The organism is Streptomyces sp. NBC_01408 (assembly GCF_026340255.1).
In the GTDB taxonomy this organism is placed as follows: domain Bacteria; phylum Actinomycetota; class Actinomycetes; order Streptomycetales; family Streptomycetaceae; genus Streptomyces.
Map to the genome: position 1 here is coordinate 3,933,929 of NZ_JAPEPJ010000001.1, position 19,554 is coordinate 3,953,482.

Annotated in this window: 19 protein-coding genes and 1 pseudogene; 18 read left to right on the forward strand and 2 right to left on the reverse strand. The window is 70.8% G+C overall.

The features are described 5' to 3' along the window. Positions 1 to 66 precede the first annotated feature (66 nt). The 5 genes and pseudogenes from dop to prcA all read left to right on the forward strand — a co-directional run bounded on the left by dop (position 67) and on the right by prcA (position 4,201). Positions 67 to 1,578: a depupylase/deamidase Dop gene (gene dop, locus OG447_RS17875; protein ID WP_266937713.1), complete on the forward strand. Its 1,512-nt coding sequence runs from the start codon at positions 67 to 69 to the stop codon at positions 1,576 to 1,578. A 171-nt stretch (positions 1,579 to 1,749) separates the two neighbouring features. Then, positions 1,750 to 1,962 (forward strand): ubiquitin-like protein Pup, encoded by a 213-nt coding sequence (locus OG447_RS17880; protein WP_030233608.1) that lies wholly within the window; start codon positions 1,750 to 1,752, stop codon positions 1,960 to 1,962. 37 nt (positions 1,963 to 1,999) lie between these two features. Next, positions 2,000 to 2,599, forward strand: a pseudogene (locus OG447_RS17885) (endonuclease VII domain-containing protein). Beyond that, entirely contained in the window at positions 2,551 to 3,390 is an 840-nt protein-coding gene (gene prcB / locus OG447_RS17890) for a proteasome subunit beta (RefSeq protein ID WP_266937714.1), read from the forward strand. The pseudogene OG447_RS17885 and the gene prcB overlap by 49 nt, the downstream one beginning before the upstream one ends. Positions 3,391 to 3,436: 46 nt before the next feature. Then, positions 3,437 to 4,201, forward strand: coding sequence for a proteasome subunit alpha (gene prcA / locus OG447_RS17895; protein ID WP_266937716.1), 765 nt, complete (start codon positions 3,437 to 3,439; stop codon positions 4,199 to 4,201). Positions 4,202 to 4,259: 58 nt separating this feature from the next. Here the strand turns inward: prcA and OG447_RS17900 are convergent, their stop codons facing one another. Then, positions 4,260 to 5,255: a LacI family DNA-binding transcriptional regulator gene (locus OG447_RS17900; protein WP_266937718.1), complete on the reverse strand. Its 996-nt coding sequence runs from the start codon at positions 5,253 to 5,255 to the stop codon at positions 4,260 to 4,262. Between the two features lie 158 nt (positions 5,256 to 5,413). On the opposite strand from OG447_RS17900, the gene OG447_RS17905 reads away from it, so the two are divergent. From OG447_RS17905 to OG447_RS17965, 13 genes are all read left to right on the forward strand, one after another. After that, positions 5,414 to 6,676, forward strand: a complete 1,263-nt coding sequence (locus OG447_RS17905) for an MFS transporter (RefSeq protein WP_266937720.1) — start codon at positions 5,414 to 5,416, stop codon at positions 6,674 to 6,676. A gap of 129 nt (positions 6,677 to 6,805) precedes the next feature. After that, positions 6,806 to 8,167: a Pup--protein ligase gene (gene pafA / locus OG447_RS17910; protein ID WP_031153848.1), complete on the forward strand. Its 1,362-nt coding sequence runs from the start codon at positions 6,806 to 6,808 to the stop codon at positions 8,165 to 8,167. Between the two features lie 127 nt (positions 8,168 to 8,294). Continuing rightward, positions 8,295 to 9,236, forward strand: coding sequence for an FKBP-type peptidyl-prolyl cis-trans isomerase (locus OG447_RS17915; protein ID WP_266937722.1), 942 nt, complete (start codon positions 8,295 to 8,297; stop codon positions 9,234 to 9,236). Positions 9,237 to 9,264: 28 nt separating this feature from the next. Next, positions 9,265 to 9,660, forward strand: a complete 396-nt coding sequence (locus OG447_RS17920) for an FKBP-type peptidyl-prolyl cis-trans isomerase (RefSeq protein WP_266937724.1) — start codon at positions 9,265 to 9,267, stop codon at positions 9,658 to 9,660. Between the two features lie 195 nt (positions 9,661 to 9,855). Next, entirely contained in the window at positions 9,856 to 10,812 is a 957-nt protein-coding gene (locus OG447_RS17925) for a YafY family protein (protein WP_266937726.1), read from the forward strand. 71 nt (positions 10,813 to 10,883) lie between these two features. Further along, positions 10,884 to 11,852 (forward strand): YafY family protein, encoded by a 969-nt coding sequence (locus OG447_RS17930; RefSeq protein ID WP_266937728.1) that lies wholly within the window; start codon positions 10,884 to 10,886, stop codon positions 11,850 to 11,852. A 14-nt stretch (positions 11,853 to 11,866) separates the two neighbouring features. Beyond that, positions 11,867 to 12,094, forward strand: coding sequence for a hypothetical protein (locus OG447_RS17935; protein ID WP_266937730.1), 228 nt, complete (start codon positions 11,867 to 11,869; stop codon positions 12,092 to 12,094). An 84-nt stretch (positions 12,095 to 12,178) separates the two neighbouring features. Further along, on the forward strand, positions 12,179 to 12,379 hold the full coding sequence (locus OG447_RS17940; protein ID WP_266937732.1) for a hypothetical protein: 201 nt from the start codon (positions 12,179 to 12,181) through the stop codon (positions 12,377 to 12,379). A 275-nt stretch (positions 12,380 to 12,654) separates the two neighbouring features. Then, positions 12,655 to 12,951 (forward strand): Sec-independent protein translocase subunit TatA, encoded by a 297-nt coding sequence (gene tatA / locus OG447_RS17945; protein ID WP_266937733.1) that lies wholly within the window; start codon positions 12,655 to 12,657, stop codon positions 12,949 to 12,951. A 47-nt stretch (positions 12,952 to 12,998) separates the two neighbouring features. Beyond that, on the forward strand, positions 12,999 to 13,964 hold the full coding sequence (tatC, locus tag OG447_RS17950; protein ID WP_266937735.1) for a twin-arginine translocase subunit TatC: 966 nt from the start codon (positions 12,999 to 13,001) through the stop codon (positions 13,962 to 13,964). A gap of 17 nt (positions 13,965 to 13,981) precedes the next feature. Next, positions 13,982 to 14,881: a diacylglycerol kinase gene (locus OG447_RS17955; RefSeq protein ID WP_266937737.1), complete on the forward strand. Its 900-nt coding sequence runs from the start codon at positions 13,982 to 13,984 to the stop codon at positions 14,879 to 14,881. An 80-nt stretch (positions 14,882 to 14,961) separates the two neighbouring features. Beyond that, positions 14,962 to 17,802: an RNA helicase gene (locus OG447_RS17960; RefSeq protein ID WP_266937739.1), complete on the forward strand. Its 2,841-nt coding sequence runs from the start codon at positions 14,962 to 14,964 to the stop codon at positions 17,800 to 17,802. 90 nt (positions 17,803 to 17,892) lie between these two features. After that, positions 17,893 to 18,555 carry a helix-turn-helix domain-containing protein gene (locus OG447_RS17965; protein ID WP_266937741.1) on the forward strand — a complete coding sequence of 221 codons (663 nt, stop codon included), beginning with the start codon at positions 17,893 to 17,895 and terminating at the stop codon, positions 18,553 to 18,555. On the opposite strand, the gene OG447_RS17970 is transcribed toward OG447_RS17965, so the two are convergent. Beyond that, positions 18,552 to 19,553 (reverse strand): pseudouridine synthase, encoded by a 1,002-nt coding sequence (locus tag OG447_RS17970; protein ID WP_266937743.1) that lies wholly within the window; start codon positions 19,551 to 19,553, stop codon positions 18,552 to 18,554. The two genes, OG447_RS17965 and OG447_RS17970, sit on opposite strands and share 4 nt — an antisense overlap. Position 19,554: the final 1 nt, after the last annotated feature.

Consider the following 19,554-nt stretch of genomic DNA (forward strand, 5'->3'; position numbering starts at 1 on the left):
CACCGGAGCACCAGCGGTACTTGAGCGCCGCTCCGAACAGGAGCTCCGCCGGGCAAGGAGGGCCGCATGACCGTACGGCGAGTAATGGGAATCGAGACGGAGTACGGGATCTCCGTCCCGGGGCACCCGAACGCCAATGCCATGCTCACCTCGTCCCAGATCGTCAACGCCTACGCGGCGGCGATGCACCGGGCGCGACGCGCTCGCTGGGACTTCGAGGAGGAGAACCCGCTGCGGGACGCCCGCGGCTTCGACCTCGCCCGCGAGGCCGCCGACAACAGCCAGCTGACCGACGAGGACATCGGCCTGGCCAACGTGATCCTGACCAACGGCGCACGGCTCTACGTCGACCACGCGCACCCCGAGTACAGCTCCCCGGAGATCACCAATCCGCTGGACGCCGTGCTCTGGGACAAGGCCGGCGAGCGGATCATGGCCGAGGCGGCCGTACGGGCGGCCCAGCTGCCCGGCGCCCAGCCGATCCACCTCTACAAGAACAACACCGACAACAAGGGCGCCTCCTACGGCACGCACGAGAACTACCTGATGAAGCGGGAGACCCCCTTCTCGGACATCGTGCGCCACCTGACCCCCTTCTTCGTCTCGCGCCAGGTCGTCACCGGCGCGGGGCGCGTGGGCATCGGCCAGGACGGCCGCGAGCACGGCTTCCAGATCAGCCAGCGGGCGGACTACTTCGAGGTCGAGGTGGGTCTGGAGACCACGCTCAAGCGGCCGATCATCAACACCCGCGACGAGCCCCACTCGGACGCCGAGAAGTACCGCCGCCTGCACGTGATCATCGGCGACGCGAACCTGTCCGAGATCTCCACGTACCTCAAGCTCGGCACGACCGCCCTGGTCCTGTCCATGATCGAGGACGCGTTCATCAACGTCGACCTGGCCGTCGACCAGCCGGTACGCACCCTGCACCAGGTCTCGCACGACCCCGACCTGAGGCACCTGATCACGCTCCGCAGCGGCCGCACGCTGACCGCCGTACAACTTCAGATGGAGTACTTCGAGCTGGCCAGGAAGTACGTGGACGAGCGCTTCGGCTCCGACGCCGACGACCAGACCAAGGACGTCCTCGCTCGGTGGGAGGACGTCCTGGGCCGGCTGGAGACCGACCCGATGAGCCTGTCGGGGGAGCTCGACTGGATCGCCAAACGGGAGCTCCTCGAGGGCTACCGCAGGCGCGACGGACTCGAATGGGACGCGGCGCGGCTGCACCTGGTGGACCTCCAGTACGCGGACGTACGGCCGGAGAAGGGCCTGTACAACCGCCTGGTCGCCCGCGGCAAGATGAAGCGGCTGGTGGCCGAGCCGGATGTGGAGCGGGCGCAGAGCAAGCCCCCGGAGGACACCCGGGCGTACTTCCGCGGCCGCTGCCTGGAGCAGTACGCGGACGACGTGGCGGCGGCCTCCTGGGACTCGGTGATCTTCGACCTCCCGGGCCACGACTCCCTCCAGCGGGTCCCGACGCTGGAGCCGCTGCGCGGCACCCGGGCCCACGTGAAGGAGCTCCTGGACCGCTGCCGCACGGCGGAGGACCTGGTGCGGGTGCTTTCGGGGCGCTGAACGGGGCTGAAAGGCCTCCGGTCCGGGAATCATGGAGAAAGCCGGACTTACGAAAGTGCGGGGACGAATGTCGGACCCTCCTTGTAGGGTCCGACGTAGGGTCTGATCTTGAGGGATCCCGATCCGGGGTCTCTCTGTGTGAGCGTGCGAACCGAGCGGGGTGAGGTAGACATGGCGACCAAGGACACCGGCGGCGGACAGCAGAAGGCGACGCGCTCGACCGAGGAGGTCGAGGAGGCGGCGGTCGAGGAATCGACCGACCTCAAGGAGCGCCAGGAGAAGCTCTCCGACGATGTCGACTCCGTACTTGATGAGATTGACGATGTACTCGAGGAAAATGCCGAGGATTTCGTTCGGAGTTTCGTACAAAAAGGCGGCGAATAGCCTTCGAATCTAAGGTGAACTCGCCAGCATTGGCTCTATGTCCAATGGAACGAAGTGGTGTCGCGGCTGCAGCCGCGACGTGCCGCTGAGCGGATTCGCCTCAGATCGGAATCGTGGAGACGGCCTTCAGCCGAGGTGCCGGGAGTGCGTGTCGGCTTAAGGCGCCGATCACTACCGGCGCCGCCGGGCCGCCATAGGCAAGGTCGTCAAGGAGAAGGTGGATGTACCGTCCGGCCACAAGCTGTGTCGACAGTGTGGTGAGGTCAAGTCCCACGGTGAGTGGCACAAGAACGCGACGGCATCTGACGGGCTGTCCACCCGGTGCAAGGCCTGCCGGGCGATCCAAGGCAGGGCAGGCCACTTGAAGCGCTCGTACGGCATCACCGAGGCTCAGCGCGACGAGATGATCGCCGCTCAAGGCGGGGTCTGCGTGATCTGTCGGAACGCTCCGGCCGAGCATGTTGATCACGATCATCAGACGGGTAGGGTCCGAGGCGTACTGTGCTTCAGCTGTAACGCAGCCTTGGGGCAGTTCAAGGATCGGCCGGACGTCATACGGCGTGCAGCCGCTTACGTGGAAGGAAACCTGTGGAACCCAACACTCGTAGCACAGGGCGTCTACCGGCAGCCTTCCTGACGCCGGGGTCGTCGTCCTTCATGGACTTCCTGGGCGCGCACTCGCCCGACATGCTGCCCGGCAACCGCAAGCTGCCGGAGGGTGTCGTCGAGGCGCCGCACGGGACGACCATCGTGGCCGCCACCTTCCCCGGCGGGGTCGTGCTCGCCGGTGACCGGCGCGCGACCATGGGGAACATGATCGCGCAGCGGGACATCGAGAAGGTGTTCCCGGCCGACGAGTACTCCGCGGTGGGCATCGCCGGCACGGCCGGCCTGGCCGTGGAGATGGTCAAGCTGTTCCAGCTGGAGCTGGAGCACTTCGAGAAGGTGGAGGGGGCGACCCTCTCCCTGGAGGGCAAGGCGAACCGGCTCTCCACCATGATCCGGAGCAATCTGGGCATGGCCATGCAGGGCTTGGCCGTGGTCCCGCTCTTCGCGGGGTACGACGAGGCCAAGGAGAAGGGCCGGATCTTCTCCTACGACGTGACCGGCGGCCGCTCCGAGGAGCACGGCTTCGCCGCCACCGGATCCGGTTCGATCTTCGCGCGCGGTTCCATGAAGAAGCTGTACCGCGACGACCTGACGGAGCAGCAGGCCACCACGCTGGTCGTGCAGGCCCTGTACGACGCCGCCGACGACGACTCGGCGACCGGTGGCCCGGACCTGTACCGCCGGATCTTCCCGATCGTCACCGTCATCACCGACGAGGGCTTCCGCAGGCTCAGCGAGGAGGAGTCCTCGGAGCTCGCGCGGGCCATCACCGAGCGGCGCATGGAGCAGCCCGACGGGCCTCGCGCGGCCCTGCTCTGATCACTCCTCGTCTCCTCGTCGCCCAGAAGAAAGGGACGGACAGCCGGTGTCGACTCCGTTCTATGTGTCACCCCAGCAGGCCATGGCCGACCGGGCGGAATACGCCCGCAAGGGCATCGCCCGCGGTCGCAGCCTTGTCGTGCTGCAGTACGCCGACGGCATCGTGTTCGTCGGCGAGAACCCGTCCCGTGCGCTGCACAAGTTCAGCGAGATCTACGACCGGATCGGCTTCGCGGCCGCCGGCAAGTACAACGAGTACGAGAACCTGCGGATCGGTGGCGTGCGGTATGCCGACCTGCGCGGGTACACCTACGACCGTGACGATGTGACGGCCCGTGGGCTGGCGAACGTCTACGCCCAGACGCTCGGCACCATCTTCTCCTCGGCCGGTGAGAAGCCGTACGAGGTGGAGTTGGTCGTTGCCGAGGTCGGTGCGACCGCGGCCGGCGACCAGATCTACCGGCTTCCGCACGACGGATCGATCGTGGACGAGCACGGCTCGGTCGCGGTCGGCGGGAACTCCGAGCAGATCGGCACCTTCCTGGACCAGCGCCACCGGGACGGGATGACGCTGTCGGAGGCGCTGAAGCTGGCGGTGCAGGCGCTGTCCAGCCAGGCCAACGGTGCCGACAAGACGATCCCGGCGGAGCGTCTCGAGGTGGCGGTGCTGGACCGGACGCGGGCGCAGCAGCGGAAGTTCAAGCGGATCCGGGGCCGGCAGTTGTCGCGGCTGCTGGAGGCCGATGTGACGGCGGCGGTCCAGGCCGATGCCGTGTCGAACGACGAGGCGCCCGACGAGGACGCCGAGTAGGGCTCGTGTGCGAGGTGCCCCGGTCCGCCCGTGAGGGCGGGCCGGGGCATTTCTGCGTTCAGGCGGGGGCGGGGCCGGTGGAGTCCCGGGTGACGAGTTCGACGGGGATGTCGGGGGCGGTCCAGGCGGCGCCGTCGAGGACGGCGAGGAGGGCGGTCATGCCCTGTTCGCCGACGCGCTCGGCGGGGAGGCGGACCGTGGTGAGTTCGGGTTCGACGGCGGTGGCCAGGGCGAGGTCGTCGAAGCCGGTGACGGAGAGGTCCTCGGGGACGCGCAGACCCAGGCGCCGGGCAGCCTTGCAGGCGCCGGCGGCGAGGATGTCGTCGTCGCAGACGATGGCGGTGGGCCGGTCCTGGGGGGTGGCCAGGGCGGCTTCCATGGCCGTCCGGGCGGCGTCGACGGTGAGGGCGGACCGTACGGTGCGCAGCGCGGCGTGGGGCCCCAGGAGGGCGGCCAGGGCCTCGGCGCGGATCTGGAATGTCCAGGAGTCGACGGCGGAGGCGAGGTGGAGGAAGCGGCGGTGGCCGAGGGCCAGGAGGTGGTCGGTGACCTGGCGCATGCCGTCGGCCATGGCGAGGTTTACGTGGGCGGCGGCTGTGGCGGCGGCGGGGTCGCTGTCGAGCATGACGAGGGGGAGCCCTTCGCCGCCGAGGGCGTCGAGGGCGTGGGCGGCCATGGAGGAGGCGATGACTCCGTCGAGGGCGGCTCGGGCGGAGGCGAAGGGGTCGCGGGCGGGGCCGGTGCCGTCGGGGGAGGGGTAGAGGACGACGCCGAAGCCGTGTTCGGCGGCGACGCGGGCGGCGCCCGTGTAGACGCGGGCGAAGAACTCGTTGGTGAGGGCGGGGACGACGAGCAGGGCGGTGCGGGTGTGGCCCAGGCGGAGGTTGCGGGCGGCGAGGTTGGGGCGGTAGCCGAGGCCGGTGGCGGTCTCGCGGACGAGGGCGGCGGTGCGTTCGGAGACGCGGCCGCGCCATTTGCCGCCGAGGACGAGGGAGACGGTGGCCTGGGAGACTCCGGCGGCGGTGGCCACGTCGCGGCTGGTGGGTCTCGTCACAGGGCTGCTCCTGGAGTGCTGGTCTTCCGGGGTGCGGGGGCCGGTCGCGTCCGAGGGGGTGTCTCGGGTGTGGACGGGCGGAGTGGGGCCATGGTACGTATGACTCCGTCACGTTATACGTATTACCCCGGGCTGGATCCGGGCAGGAGGGGGCCGACATGGCCGCGGGATACGCGGAGCTGCTGCGGACCCGGCATGCCGCGAGGCTGCTGGTGGGCACGCTCATAGGCCGGCTGCCGAACGGCACCGCACCGATCGCGATCGTGCTGTTCACCCGCGCCGAGGGCGGCAGCTACAGCCTGGCGGGGGCGCTGGCCGCGGTGTACGGGCTGGCCAACGCGGTGGGTCAGCCGCTGCTGGGCCGGGCGGTGGACCTGTACGGGCAGCCCAGGGTGCAGCTGCCGGCGGCGGTGGTCTCCGCGCTGGGGATGGTGTGGCTGGCGTTCGCGGGCACCGGCTCGGCGGCCGCCGCGTACGGGGCGGTCGTGGTGGCGGGCCTGTTCACGCCGCCGTTGGAGGGCGGTCTGCGGGCTCTGTGGCCGAGCGTGCTGGGCGGCCGCGAGGAGAAGGTGCACGCGGCCTACGCGATGGACGCGGTGGCCCAGGAGGTCATGTTCACGGTCGGTCCGCTGCTGGTGACGCTGTTCGTCTCGCTGTGGGACCCGGCCGCGGCCCTGCTCGTGATCAATGCCATCGGCGTGCTCGGCGCGCTGTCCGTCGTGGTCTGCGAGCCCTCCCGCACGTGGCGGTCGGCTCCGCGCGAGGCGCACTGGCTGGGTGCCCTGCGCTCGCGGGGCCTGCTGGCGCTGCTCGGCGCCTTCTTCTTCGTGGGAACGGCGCTGGGGTCCATCACGGTCGCAGGGGTGGCGTACGCAGACGACCACGGCCGGCAGGCGGTGTACGGCTGGCTGATGGCGGCGCTGGGGCTCGGCGCGCTGGTCGGCGGCGTGGTCTACGGGGCCCGGCAGTGGTCCGGCGCGCCCGAGCGGCGGCTGCGGACGCTGGTCGCGCTCCTCGCGGTGTGCTACCTGCCGCTGATGCTGACGCCGGGTCCGGTGGCGATGACGGCGCTGACCGCGCTGGCCGGTGTGTTCCTGGCGCCGGCCATCGCGTGCGCGTTCATCGTGGTCGACCGGCACGCTCCGGCGGGCACGGTGACGGAGGCCTTCTCGTGGCTGGTCACCTTCTTCGGGGTGGGAGCGGCGATCGGTACCGCGGCGGCGGGGCCGGCCGTGGAGCTGGGCGGTACGGCGGCGAGCTTCGGGGTGGCGAGTGTCGCGGGCGCGGCGGCGCTGGTGGTCCTGACGGTCACTCAGCGGGCGCTGGCGGCCCCGGGCCGGGGCCGGGAGGTGGCGGGTTCGGCGGGGAAGGAGCCGGAGGGCTCGGCCGGGGCGGTGTCCGAGGTCCCTTCGGCGGGCTGACATATCGGCTGAACGGTGGCTGAACGGTGGTCCCTTTCGCGGGCTTCCGCGGGCCGTGCGCCGGGAACTGATCGCAACGGCATGGGCGAACCCGGTTTCAGAAGAGGGCAGAAGGCGTAATGTTCAGTCATGGACCGCCGCATTTTCGGGCTGGAGAACGAGTACGGCGTCACGTGCACGTTCAGGGGACAGCGCCGACTGTCTCCTGACGAAGTGGCGCGCTACCTCTTCCGCCGTGTTGTCTCATGGGGCCGCAGCAGCAATGTCTTCCTGCGGAACGGCGCCCGCCTCTACCTCGACGTGGGTTCGCATCCGGAATATGCAACTCCCGAATGCGACAACGTGACGGAACTCGTCACGCACGACAAGGCGGGCGAGCGCATTCTCGAAGGCCTGCTCGTCGACGCCGAACGCCGCCTGCACGAGGAGGGAATCGCGGGCGACGTCTATCTCTTCAAGAACAACACCGACTCGGCGGGCAACTCGTACGGCTGCCACGAGAACTATCTGGTGGCCCGGCACGGGGAATTCTCCCGCCTGGCGGACATCCTCATTCCGTTCCTCGTCACGCGGCAGCTGATCTGCGGCGCGGGCAAGGTGCTCCAGACCCCCCGGGGCGCGGTGTACTGCGTCAGCCAGCGGGCCGAGCACATCTGGGAGGGCGTCAGTTCCGCGACGACCCGTTCCCGGCCGATCATCAACACCCGGGACGAGCCGCACGCGGACGCCGAGCGCTACCGGCGGCTCCACGTCATCGTCGGGGACTCGAACATGTCCGAGACGACCATGCTGCTCAAGGTCGGGGCCACCGACCTGGTGCTGCGCATGATCGAGGCGGGCACGGTGATGCGGGACCTGACCCTGGAGAACCCGATCCGGGCGATCCGCGAGGTCAGCCACGACATCACCGGTCAGCGCAAGGTGCGCCTCGCCAGCGGCCGGGAGGCCTCGGCGCTGGAGATCCAGCGGGAGTACTACGACAAGGCGGTGGACTTCGCCGAGCGCCGGGGGATCCGTACCGGCGTGGTGGACCAGGTGCTGGAGCTGTGGGGCCGGACGCTGGACGCGATCGACGCCGAGGACCTGGACCGGATCGGGACCGAGATCGACTGGGTCATGAAGTACCAGCTGATCGAGCGGTACCGCGGCAAGCACAACATGACGATGTCGAATCCGCGGGTGGCTCAGATAGACCTCGCCTACCACGACATCCACCGGCGGCGCGGGCTGTACTACCTCCTGGAGCGCAAGGGGCAGGCAGCGCGGATCTGCAACGACCTCAAGATCTTCGAGGGCAAGTCGGTGCCCCCGCAGACGACGAGGGCGCGGCTGCGCGGTGACTTCATCCGCCGGGCGCAGGAGCAGCGGCGGGACTTCACGGTCGACTGGGTGCACCTGAAGCTGAACGATCAGGCGCAGCGGACCGTGCTGTGCAAGGACCCGTTCCGGTCGGTGGACGACCGGGTGGAGAAGCTGATCGCCGGTATGTGAGGGCGCGGTGTGACACCGCGCTGATCTTCTGATCTTGGCCGGGGGCCCCGTACGTCTCTCGTACGGGGCCCTGCACACGGCTTAGAGTGGCGGGCGACCGCCTTGCCGTCTGAGATCTGAGGAACACGTGCGCCGACTTGCCGGCCTGCTTGTCGTACCCCTTCTGCTGCTGTCGACAGCAGCGTGTGGCGACGACAGCGGCTCCGACTCCGCCCAGATGAAGAACGGGGCGCCCGCGATCACCGAGGGTGCCAAGTTCGGGGAGAAGCCCGCCCTGGCGAAGGGCAAGGGCGGACCGCCGAAGGAACTCAAGGTGGTGACCATCAGCGAGGGCGACGGCCCCGTGCTGAAGAAGGGCGACCTCGCCCAGGTCAACTACTACGGCCAGGTGTGGGACGGCACGAAGCCGTTCGACGAGAGCTTCAGCAAGAAGAAGCCCTTCGACGTGACCCTCGGGGCCGGCAAGGTCATCAAGGGCTGGGACCAGGGCCTGGAGGGCCAGAAGGTCGGCAGCCGCATCGAGCTGGTGATCCCGCCGGAGCTCGGTTACGGCGAGGGGGGCTCACCCCCGGACATCAAGGGGAACGCCACGCTGGTCTTCGTCGTGGACATCGTCAAGGGTGTCGTGATCCCGGCCTCCGCCACCGGCAAGGAGGTCGCCCAGGACGACAAGGACCTGCCCAAGGTCGGCACCGGCACGGACGGCAAGGACGTCCCCGTCACCGTCCCGAAGGACGTCGCCGAGCCGGCGAAGCTGGTGTCGAACTACGTCATCGAGGGTGACGGCCCGGTCGTCAAGGACACCGACACCGTCGTGGTCAAGTTCCACGGCAAGACCTGGAAGGACGACAAGACCTTCGAGGACATGTACGCCAAGGGCCTGACGGACACCTGGCCGCTGGAGCAGCTCCAGCTGAAGGGCCTGAAGGACGGCATGGTCGGCAAGAAGGTCGGCAGCCGGATCCTGCTGGTCATCCCGCCGGACATGGGCTTCGGCGACAAGGCGCAGGGGACCATCCCGGCCAATTCGACGCTGGTCTTCAGCCTCGACATCCTCGCGGTGATGTAAGACTGTTCCGGTTGACCGTTTCGTACGTATGAGGAGCAGTTCCGTGAGCGACGAGCTCAAGAAGCCCGAGATCGACTTCCCCGAGGGTCCGGCCCCGACCGACCTGGTCAAGGAGGACATCTGGCTGGGCGACGGTGCCGAGGCCAAGGCCGGCGACCGGGTCTCCGTCCACTACGTGGGTGTGGCCTTCTCCACCGGTGAGGAGTTCGACGCCTCCTGGAACCGCGGATCCGCGCTCCAGTTCCAGCTCGGTATCGGCCAGGTCATCGCCGGATGGGACCAGGGCGTCCAGGGCATGAAGGTCGGCGGCCGTCGCAAGCTGACGATCCCGGCCGACCTCGCCTACGGTGACCGCGGCGCGGGCAGCGCGATCGCCCCGGGCGAGACGCTGATCTTCGTCTGCGACCTGGTGAAGGTCGGCTGATCCGGACATCCGCGATCAGTTGAGGGGCCCCCGCCGTCCGGCGGGGGCCCCTCGCTTTTGCCCGGACGCGCCGGGGCGGTACGGTCAACGGTCACGGGTCCGTCCGCGCGCGGTGACGGCGCGGTACGGGGCGCCTGTGACAGTGCGTGTGACGGTACGACGGATGTGTACGCGGAGAAGGGCGGAAGGGCGTCGATGGCGATTGCCAAGGCCGAGCGGCTGATGAATCTGGCGCTGTGTCTGCTGGGGACCCGCCGGCCGCTGAGCAAGCGCGAGTTGCGCGGCTCCATCGAGGCGTACATGGAGGCCGGCAACGACGAATCCTTCAACCGGATGTTCGAGCGCGACAAGGACGATCTGCGCGAACTCGGCCTGGTCATCGAGACGGTGGAGAACCTGGAGGGCGACACGGGCTACCTGGCCCGCCGGGACAGCAACCGGCTGCCGCCCGTCGCCCTGGACGCCGAGGAGGCCGCCGCCCTGGGGCTGGCGGCCAAGGTCTGGCAGCAGGCCCGCCTCGCGGGAGCCGCGAGCGGCGCCCTGCAGAAGCTGCGCGCGGGCGGGATGCCGGAGGCGGGTGACCCCTACGAGGGCCAGCACAGCGCCATCGAGCCGCGCATCCCGGTCCACGAGGCGGCCTTCGAGCCCCTGATGCTGGCCTGCCGGGACCGCCGGCCGGTGGTCTTCGACTACCGCAAGTCCACCGCCGCCCGGCCCGAGGCCCGTCAGGTGGAGCCGTGGGCGCTGGAGTGCTGGCGGGGCCACTGGTACCTGGCCGGATTCGACCGCGACCGCGGGGCGGAGCGGGTGTTCCGGCTCTCCCGGATCACCGGCAAGGTCCGCTCGCGCGCCGCGAAGTACACCGCCGAGGTGCCCGACGTGGTGACCGTACGGGAGACCGTGGCGAGTTGGGCCGGGGAGGGCGCGGACCGATCCGCGCTGATCCGGCTGCGCTCCGGGGCGGGCTACCCGCTGCGGGCCAAGGCCACCGCCGTGCGCGAGGGCGGCGACGGCTGGGACGAGCTGGAGATCCCCTACGGGCACGGTCTCGACGCCTGGCTGGTGGAGTTCGGGCCCGACGTCGTGGTGGTGGAGCCCGCCGATCTGCGGGCCGACGTGGTGGACCGGCTCCGGGCCGTCGCCAAGGGCTGACCGGGCCCCGCGAGCACCACCGCACCACCGCACCATCTGCCGAGCACGCCCTGAGGGGGAGACGTACCAGCATGGCTGCCAACGCCATCGACCAGACCCGCCGGATGCTGTCCCTGGTGACCTATCTGCGCGAACGCCCCGGGGCGCACGTGGCCGACGTCGCGCGCGCCTTCGGGATCACCGAGGACGAGCTGATCTCGGACCTCGACGTGCTGCCCATGTGCGGGACCAGCTTCCGGGGCGGGGACCTGCTCGACATCGACACCGACGGGGAGCGCATCTGGTGGCGCAACCCCGACGCCTCGGGGGAGTCCACCGCCGAGCCGCTGCGGCTCGCCGCCGACGAGGCGACCGCGCTGCTGGTCGCCGCCCGCGCGGTGGCGACCCTGCCCGGGCTGCGCGAGAGCGACCGGGACGCCCTGCTGCGGGCCACCGCCAAACTGGAAGCGGCCGCGGGCGAGGTCGCCGGGGCCAGTTCCCGGCTCTCGGTGACCTTCGAGTCGGAGGGCGGGGTCTTCGCGGACGTCGACCGGGCCATCGCGGAGCGCCGGCGGCTGTGGCTGCGCTACTACTCGCCCGCGCGGGACGAGCTCACCGAGCGCAAGGTCGACCCGATCCGGCTCTTCGCGGTGGGGCACACGTACATGGAGGGGTGGTGCCACCTCTCGGAGGCCCGCCGAACCTTCCGCCTCGACCGGGTCGCGGAGATCCGGCTGCTGGACGAACGGGCCGACCCGCCGGCCATCGAGCCGCGTGACCTGTCCGAGGGCCTGGTCCAGCCGGCCGCCGAGGACCCGGAGGTCGTGGTCGAGGTGGGGCCGGGCGGCCGCTGGGTCGCCGAGTACTACCCGCACGACAGCGCCGAGGAGCTGGCCGAGGGAGGCCTGCGGATCACCCTGCGCAGCCCGGACCCGGCCTCGCTGCGCCGGCTCGCGCTGCGGCTCGGACGCGAGGGGCGGATCGTGGCTCCCGCGGAGCTGGCGGAGAGCGCGCGCAGCGCCGCCCGGGAGGCGCTCGCGGGGTACGGGGAACAGGTCTGAGGAAGGGTCGGCCGATGTCGCCAACGTCCGGATCCGTCGCTTTCAAGGCCTCCTGTCCCGACTGCCGGGCCCGCTTCGAGCTGGACGCGGGCGCCCTGCGGCTGGTCATCGGAGGCAGCAGGCGGACCACCTTCTACTCCTTCACCTGCCCCGAGTGCGGGGCCTCCGTACGCAAACCGGCCGGGGAGCGGATCGTGGAACTGCTGACCGGGGGCGGCGTGAGCACCCTGCGCAGCATCTGAGCCGGCCGGTGGCCCGGACGGGCAGGTCCGCAGTGGCACTGCCCCGCAGGCGCCACTTCGGACTTACTCGTCTAGGCTCGCCCCATGCTGTGGCCGATGCTCGCAATTGCCCTGGGCTTCCTCGGGGTCGCCGTCCTGTCCGTACTGGCCCTGCGGGTCTTCATGGAGGTCCGCAGACTCTCCGGCCAGGTCGCGCTGGCCAGCCGCCGGATCACGGACGCCTCCGGGGACCTCGAGCGGGCGGCGGCCGACCTGGCCCGCGCGGGCCGCGTCGTACGCCCTTAGGGGGTGTCCGGTGGATCATGGCCGGGCCCGGGTCGCCTGGCACCGCTAAGAGGTGTCCCGCCCGCTGCCGCCGGCGCGTACGGCCGGCAGAAAGCGGGACGAATGCGGGTGACCGGGGCGCGGATGACCGGTCCGGGTGCAAGCGGGGGTACCCCGGGGGATTGCCGGGCGTTAACCCCCGGGGGTTACGATCCTTGCCTGGGTGGTTACCGGATGGGTGTCCGAGCCGCCCGGAGCCACCACAACCAGCCGTTTCGGTGAGAAGGAAGACACACATGATCGGCAATCTGAAGCCCCTCGAGATCCTCCTGATCATCGCTGTGATCGTGCTGCTCTTCGGTGCCAAGAAGCTCCCCGAGATGGCCCGCTCCCTCGGCAAGTCGGCCCGCATCCTCAAGAGCGAGGCCAAGGCGATGAAGAAGGACGGCGAGACGGAGGACGCGGCCCCCGCGGCCACGCCCGCCGACCAGGCCGCGCAGCAGCCCGTCGCCCCCCGCACCATCCAGGCCGCGCCCGGTGACGTCACCAGCTCGCGTCCCGTCAGCGAGCCGAACCGCACCACCCAGGGCTGACACCCGCCGGACACGCCAGTCATCTGCAACGAGACAAGGGACGTGGGTTGCTCAAGTCTGCCCGCAAGCAGGGGAATCAAGGACGACAGGGCAAGGACGCCGAAGGGCGCATGCCTCTCGTCGAGCACCTGCGCGAACTGAGAAACCGCCTGCTGAAGTCGGTCCTGGCGATCCTCGTGATCACCGTCGTGGCGGCCTTCTTCTACAAGGACCTCATCGACTTCATGCTGAAGCCGATGCTGGACTCCGTCGGCTGTACCGGCGGGGTGGTCTCGCAGCGCAACGGCCGGCCCTGCGCCGACATGACGGTCAACGGCCTCATCGCGCCGTTCTCCATCGCCCTGAAGGTCTCGCTCACCGCCGGTGTGGTGATCTCCGCGCCGGTGTGGCTGTACCAGCTGTGGGCCTTCATGGCACCTGGCCTGCACAGCCACGAGAAGAAGTACGCGATGAGCTTCGTCGCGGTCGGTGCGCCCCTGTTCGGCGCCGGCGCCGTGCTCGCGTACAAGGTCCTGCCGCAGACCGCGACCATCCTGCTCGAGTTCACGCCCGAGCACGCGCGCAACCTGCTGCCCGTCGACGACTACCTCGACCTGATCACGCGCATGGTCATCGTCTTCGGCCTCGCCTTCGAGCTGCCGCTGCTGCTCATCCTGCTCAACTTCACCGGGGTGCTCACCGCGAAGCGGCTGGCGGGCTGGTGGCGCGCCATGGTCCTGGGCATCACGGTCTTCGCCGCGTTCGCCACGCCCACCGGTGACCCGCTCACCATGCTGGCCCTGGCCGGGCCGATCGTCGCCCTGTACTTCGTCGCGCTCGGCGTCTGCCTGGTCAACGACCGCCGCCGCAAGCGCAACGACCCCGACGCCGGGCTGGCCGACGACGAGGCAGCCGAGCTGGACCTCACCCCGGCCCCGATCGGCTCCATGGAAGCGGTCGCGGCCCCCGCGGCCCTGCCCGGGCAGGCCGACGGCGGACGCCAGCGGATCAACGGTTACGACGACGCGACCTGACAGGTACATTCCGGTGGGTGAGCTCTGAGATCACCCTCTTCGTCAATCCCACCGCCGGACGCGGCCGGGGCGCGCACGCCGCGCAGCCGGCCGCTTCCGCGTTGCGGGCCGCGGGCTTCTCGGTACGCAGCGTCGTCGGCGCCGACGGCCCCGACGCGCTGGCCCGGCTGCGCGCAGCCGTCCGCGAGGGCACCGGCGCGGTGATCGCGGTGGGCGGGGACGGCATGGTCTCCCTGGCCCTCCAGGCCCTGGCCGGCACACGGGTGCCGCTCGGGGTGGTCGCGGTGGGCACCGGAAACGACTTCGCGCGGGCCCTGGGGCTGCCCGTACGGGAGCCCGCGCGGGCCGGGCGGCTGGCCGCCCGGGCACTCAAGGAGGGCGGGATCCGGGAGATCGACCTGGGGCGCGTGGGCAGGGACGGCGGCGACACCTGGTACGGGACCGTGCTGTGCTCCGGCTTCGACTCGCGGGTCAACGACCGGGGCAACCGGATGCGGCTGCCCGCCGGCCGCTTCAAGTACGACCTGGCGATGGTCGCGGAGCTGGCCGCCTTCCGGCCCTTCCCGTACCGGATCACCCTCGACGACGGCCCGGTCATCGAGACCGAGGCCACGCTGGTGGCGGTGGGCAACGGCTCCTCCTACGGCGGCGGCATGCGCATCTGCGCGGACGCCGTTCCCGACGACGGGCTCTTCGACGTCACGGTGGTCGGCGACTGCAGCCGGGCCACCCTGCTCAAGGTCTTCCCGCAGGTCTACAAGGGGACCCACCTCAGCCACCCGAAGGTGACCGTCCACCGGGCCGCGAAGGTGACCCTGGAGGCAGCCGGGATCACCGCCTACGCGGACGGCGAGCCGCTGGGGCCGCTGCCGGTGACCGCCGAGTGCGTCCCGGCGGCCTTGCGGGTCCTCGTATGACGGTCTTCGTATGACCGTCCGGTCACTCGTATAAATGATCGCGACTGTTGTCAGAGGTGGCGGGTAGGCTCGATCTCAAGATGACCGAAGAACTCTCACCCGCCGAGCGCTACGCCGCTGCCCGGATCCGCGCAGCCGAAGAGGCCACCGCGCTGCACCCCTTCCGCGAGATGTACGCATTCGATCTGGACCCCTTCCAGATCGAGGCCTGCAAGGCACTGGAGGCCGGCAAGGGCGTCCTCGTGGCCGCCCCGACCGGCTCGGGCAAGACCATCGTCGGCGAGTTCGCCGTACACCTGGCGCTCCAGCAGGGCCGGAAGTGCTTCTACACGACACCCATCAAGGCCCTGTCGAACCAGAAGTACGCCGACCTCGCCAAGCGCTACGGCGCCGACAAGGTGGGCCTGCTCACCGGCGACAACAGCGTCAACTCCGAGGCGCCCGTGGTCGTGATGACCACAGAGGTGCTCCGCAACATGCTGTACGCGGGCTCGCAGTCGCTGCGCGGCCTCGGGTACGTCGTGATGGACGAGGTGCACTACCTCTCCGACCGCTTCCGCGGAGCCGTCTGGGAGGAAGTGATCATTCACCTCCCCGAGTCGGTGACCCTGGTGTCCCTGTCGGCCACCGTGTCCAACGCCGAGGAGTTCGGCGACTGGCTGGACACCGTACGCGGCGACACCGAGGTGATCGTCTCCGAGGAGCGGCCCGTACCGCTGTGGCAGCACGTCATGGCCGGCCGCCGGATCTACGACCTCTTCGAGGAGGAGTCCGACCACGGAGGCCGCGGCTCCGCGCGCCGCGAGGTCAATCCGGACCTGCTGCGCATGGCGCGCGACGAGAACAGCCGCACCTACAGCCCCAAGGACCGGCGCCGCGGCAAGATGGTCCGCGAGGCCGACCGCGAGCGCGAGCGGCGCTCCCGGGGCCGGATCTGGACCCCCTCCCGCCCCGAGGTCATCGCCCGCCTCGAAGGGGACGGGCTGCTGCCCGCCATCAACTTCATCTTCAGCCGGGCCGGCTGCGAGGCCGCCGTCCAGCAGTGTCTCTACGCGGGCCTGCGCCTCAACGACGACGCGGCCCGTCTGAGGGTCCGTGAGATCGTCGAGGAGCGGACCGCCTCCATCCCCACCGAGGACCTGCACGTCCTCGGGTACTACGAGTGGCTCGAAGGCCTGGAGCGGGGCATCGCCGCGCACCACGCGGGCATGCTGCCCACCTTCAAGGAGGTCGTGGAGGAGCTGTTCGTCCGCGGCCTCGTCAAGGCCGTCTTCGCCACCGAGACCCTCGCGCTGGGCATCAACATGCCCGCGCGCACGGTCATCCTGGAGAAGCTGGTCAAGTGGAACGGCGAGCAGCACGCCGACATCACCCCCGGCGAGTACACGCAGCTCACCGGCCGGGCCGGGCGGCGCGGCATCGACGTCGAGGGCCACGCCGTGGTGCTCTGGCAGCGCGCCATGGACCCGGCGGCCCTCGCCGGGCTCGCGGGTACCCGTACGTATCCGCTGCGCTCCAGCTTCAAGCCCTCGTACAACATGGCGGTGAACCTGGTCAGCCAGTTCGGGCGGCACCGCTCGCGCGAGCTGCTGGAGACCTCCTTCGCGCAGTTCCAGGCCGACCGGTCCGTCGTCGGCATCTCCCGCCAGGTGCAGCGCAACGAGGAGGGCCTGGAGGGCTACCAGGAGGGCATGACCTGCCACCTGGGGAACTTCGAGGAGTACGCGCAGCTGCGCCGCGACCTCAAGGACCGCGAGACGGAGCTGGCCAAGCAGGGCGCCGCCCAACGAAGGGTGCAGGCGGCCAGTTCGCTGGAGAAGCTCAAGCCGGGCGACATCATCCACGTGCCGACCGGCAAGTTCGCCGGGCTCGCGCTGGTCCTGGACCCGGGTGTGCCGGCCGGGCGGGTCGACGGGCACCGCGGCTACGAGTACGCCGAGGGCCCGCGCCCACTGGTGCTCACCGCCGAGCGGCAGGTCAAGCGGCTCGCCGCGATCGACTTCCCGGTCCCGGTGGAGGCACTCGACCGGATGCGGATCCCCAAGACCTTCAACGCGCGCTCGCCGCAGTCCCGTCGGGACCTGGCCTCGCAACTGCGCACCAAGGCGGGCGACTTCAGGCCCGGGCGGGCGCCCCGCGGGCGCTCCGAGGCGGCCGACGACCGCGAGATCGCCCGGCTGCGGGCCGAGTTGCGCGCGCACCCCTGCCACGGCTGCGACGAGCGCGAGGACCACGCCCGCTGGGCGGAGCGCTACCACCGGCTCAAGCGGGACACGCAGCAGCTGGAGCGGCGCATCGAGGGCCGGACGAACACCATCGCCCGCACCTTCGACCGGATTCACGCGCTCCTCACCGAACTGGACTACCTGCGCGAGGACGAGGTCACCGAGCACGGCAAGCGGCTCGCCCGGCTGTACGGGGAGCTGGACCTGCTGGCTTCCGAGTGCCTGCGCGCCGGAGTCTGGGAAGGCCTGAGCCCCGCCGAACTGGCCGCCTGCGTATCGGCGCTGGTCTTCGAGGCGCGGCAGTCCGACGACGCGGTGGCGCCGAAGGTACCGGGCGGCGCCGCGAAGGAGGCGCTCGGCGAGATGGTCCGGATCTGGGGCCGCCTCGACGCTCTGGAGGAGGACCACCGCATCAACCAGGCGGAGGGCGTGGGCCAGCGGGAGCCGGACCTCGGCTTCGCCTGGGCGGCGTACCAGTGGGCCTCCGACAAGAGCCTGGACGAGGTGCTGCGCGAGGCGGAGATGCCGGCCGGTGACTTCGTCCGCTGGTGCAAGCAGGTCATCGACGTCCTGGGGCAGGTCGCCGCGGCGGCTCCTTCGGCTTCCGGCGACAGCGGCAGCACGGTGGCGCGAAATGCCCGTAAGGCCGTGGACGCGCTGCTTCGGGGTGTAGTGGCCTACAGCTCCGTCGGCTAGGCGCTTTTGGGGCTTCCTCCGAGAGTGGGCATGGCTTGATCTCATCTCTTGCCATGATCAGTTCGTCGTGCACTGTGCGACGATCGGCCCATGAGTGGGGCAGCAGACGAAGGACCGAGACGGGTCGGTCGGCCACGCGCCGACCAGCTGAGACCGGTGAGCGGCCGGCCGCCGCGCGAGGAACTCCTGTGCGCGGCGGCCGAGCTGTTCACCGTCCGGGGCTACGGGGCCACCACCACGCGGGCGGTGGCCGAGCGGGCCGGGCTGCGCCAGGCCACGATGTACCACTACTTCGGCGGCAAGGAGGAACTCCTCGCCGAGCTCCTGGAGTCCACGGTCGCACCCTCGCTGCAGCTGGGCCGCAAGCTGCTCGCCGACGCCGCGCGGCCGGCCGCCCGGCGGCTGTGGGAGCTGTGCCGCTCCGACGTGCTGCTGCTGTGCGGGGGGCCGTACAACCTGGGCGCGCTGTACCTGCTGCCCGAGGTGGCCGGGGCGCGCTTCGGCCAGTTCCGCCGGATGCGCGCCGAACTGAAGCACATCTACCGCGAGTTGCTCCACGGGACCTGCGCCGGGGCCGAACTGGCCGGCGACCGGGCCGGGCTGGCGCTCCGCAACGACCTGGTCTTCGGGCTCATCGAGGGCGTCATGCTGATCCACCGCGCGGACCCGGCACGGCCCGTATCCGCCTTCGCAGACGCCACGGCGGACGCCGCCCTGCGGATCGCGGGCGTCGGCGCGGACGGGCCCGCCTAGGGCGTCCCTTCCGCCCTGACCTCGGTCGCGTACTCGGGGCCGGTCCCGGATTCCCAGCCCGGGAGGTCGTGCCAGGCCTGGAGGGCGAGTCCGCTCTCGAAGCGGTGGGCGGTGCCGGTGACCGGGTCGGTGAAGGCCAGCACCCGGGCCAGGAGCTGGAGCGGTCTGCGGTAGTCGTCCGGGGCCGGATCGGCGACCGTCGGGTACACCGGGTCGCCGAGGATGGGCAGGCCCAGGCCGTTCATGTGCACCCGCAGCTGGTGGGTGCGGCCGGTGTGCGGGGTCAGCCGGTAGCGGCCCAGGCCGCCCCGGGTGCCGGTGAGTTCGATCCGGCTCTCGGCGTTCGGCTCGCCGCCCGGGACCTCGGTCGCCGCGATCACCCCGCGGGTCTTCTCGATGCGGCTGCGCACGGTGCGCGGCAGGTCGAGCTGCGGATCGTACGGTGCGAGGGCCTCGTACTCCTTGAGCACCTCCCGCCGCTGGAAGAGAAGCTGGTAGGCGCCCCGGTCCGCGGGCCGGATGCTGAACATCACCAGTCCGGCCGTCAGCCGGTCCAGCCGGTGCGCCGGGCTGAGCCCGGGCAGCTCCAGCTCCTCGCGGAGCCGGGCCAGGGCGGTCTGGGTGATGTGGCTGCCGCGCGGGGTGGTCGCCAGGAAGTGCGGCTTGTCCACGACCAGGAGGTGCGGGTCGCGGTGCACGACGCGGACCGGGAAGGGGACGACCGGCTCGGCCGGGAGGTCCCGGTGGAACCACAGGTAGGCGCCCGGCTCGTACGGGTCCCGCGCGCGCAGGACCCGGCCGGCGGGGCCCCGTACCCGGCCGGCCGCCAGCAGGCGGGCGATGGCCTCGGCGCCGGGGCCGCCCGCGTAGTGCGCGGCGAGGTAGCCGCCGAGGTCCGGCCAGGCCCCCTCCGGGTCGGGCGGCAGGCGCAGCCGGACCGGGTCGATTCCGGCGCGCTGCGGGAGGGGCGAGGGGGGTACCGGGGCTCTGCGTCTCATC

Bases quoted from the DNA above. Each gene is read 5' to 3' on its own strand.
- dop (WP_266937713.1), top strand. From the start codon at position 67: ATGACCGTACGGCGAGTAATGGGAATCGAGACGGAGTACGGGATCTCC.
- OG447_RS17880 (WP_030233608.1), top strand. From the start codon at position 1,750: ATGGCGACCAAGGACACCGGCGGCGGACAGCAGAAGGCGACGCGCTCG.
- OG447_RS17905 (WP_266937720.1), top strand. From the start codon at position 5,414: ATGGCCGCGGGATACGCGGAGCTGCTGCGGACCCGGCATGCCGCGAGG.
- pafA (WP_031153848.1), top strand. From the start codon at position 6,806: ATGGACCGCCGCATTTTCGGGCTGGAGAACGAGTACGGCGTCACGTGC.
- OG447_RS17920 (WP_266937724.1), top strand. From the start codon at position 9,265: ATGAGGAGCAGTTCCGTGAGCGACGAGCTCAAGAAGCCCGAGATCGAC.
- OG447_RS17925 (WP_266937726.1), top strand. From the start codon at position 9,856: ATGGCGATTGCCAAGGCCGAGCGGCTGATGAATCTGGCGCTGTGTCTG.
- OG447_RS17930 (WP_266937728.1), top strand. From the start codon at position 10,884: ATGGCTGCCAACGCCATCGACCAGACCCGCCGGATGCTGTCCCTGGTG.
- OG447_RS17935 (WP_266937730.1), top strand. From the start codon at position 11,867: ATGTCGCCAACGTCCGGATCCGTCGCTTTCAAGGCCTCCTGTCCCGAC.
- OG447_RS17940 (WP_266937732.1), top strand. From the start codon at position 12,179: ATGCTGTGGCCGATGCTCGCAATTGCCCTGGGCTTCCTCGGGGTCGCC.
- tatA (WP_266937733.1), top strand. From the start codon at position 12,655: ATGATCGGCAATCTGAAGCCCCTCGAGATCCTCCTGATCATCGCTGTG.
- OG447_RS17960 (WP_266937739.1), top strand. From the start codon at position 14,962: ATGACCGAAGAACTCTCACCCGCCGAGCGCTACGCCGCTGCCCGGATC.
- OG447_RS17965 (WP_266937741.1), top strand. From the start codon at position 17,893: ATGAGTGGGGCAGCAGACGAAGGACCGAGACGGGTCGGTCGGCCACGC.
- OG447_RS17970 (WP_266937743.1), bottom strand. From the start codon at position 19,553: ATGAGACGCAGAGCCCCGGTACCCCCCTCGCCCCTCCCGCAGCGCGCC.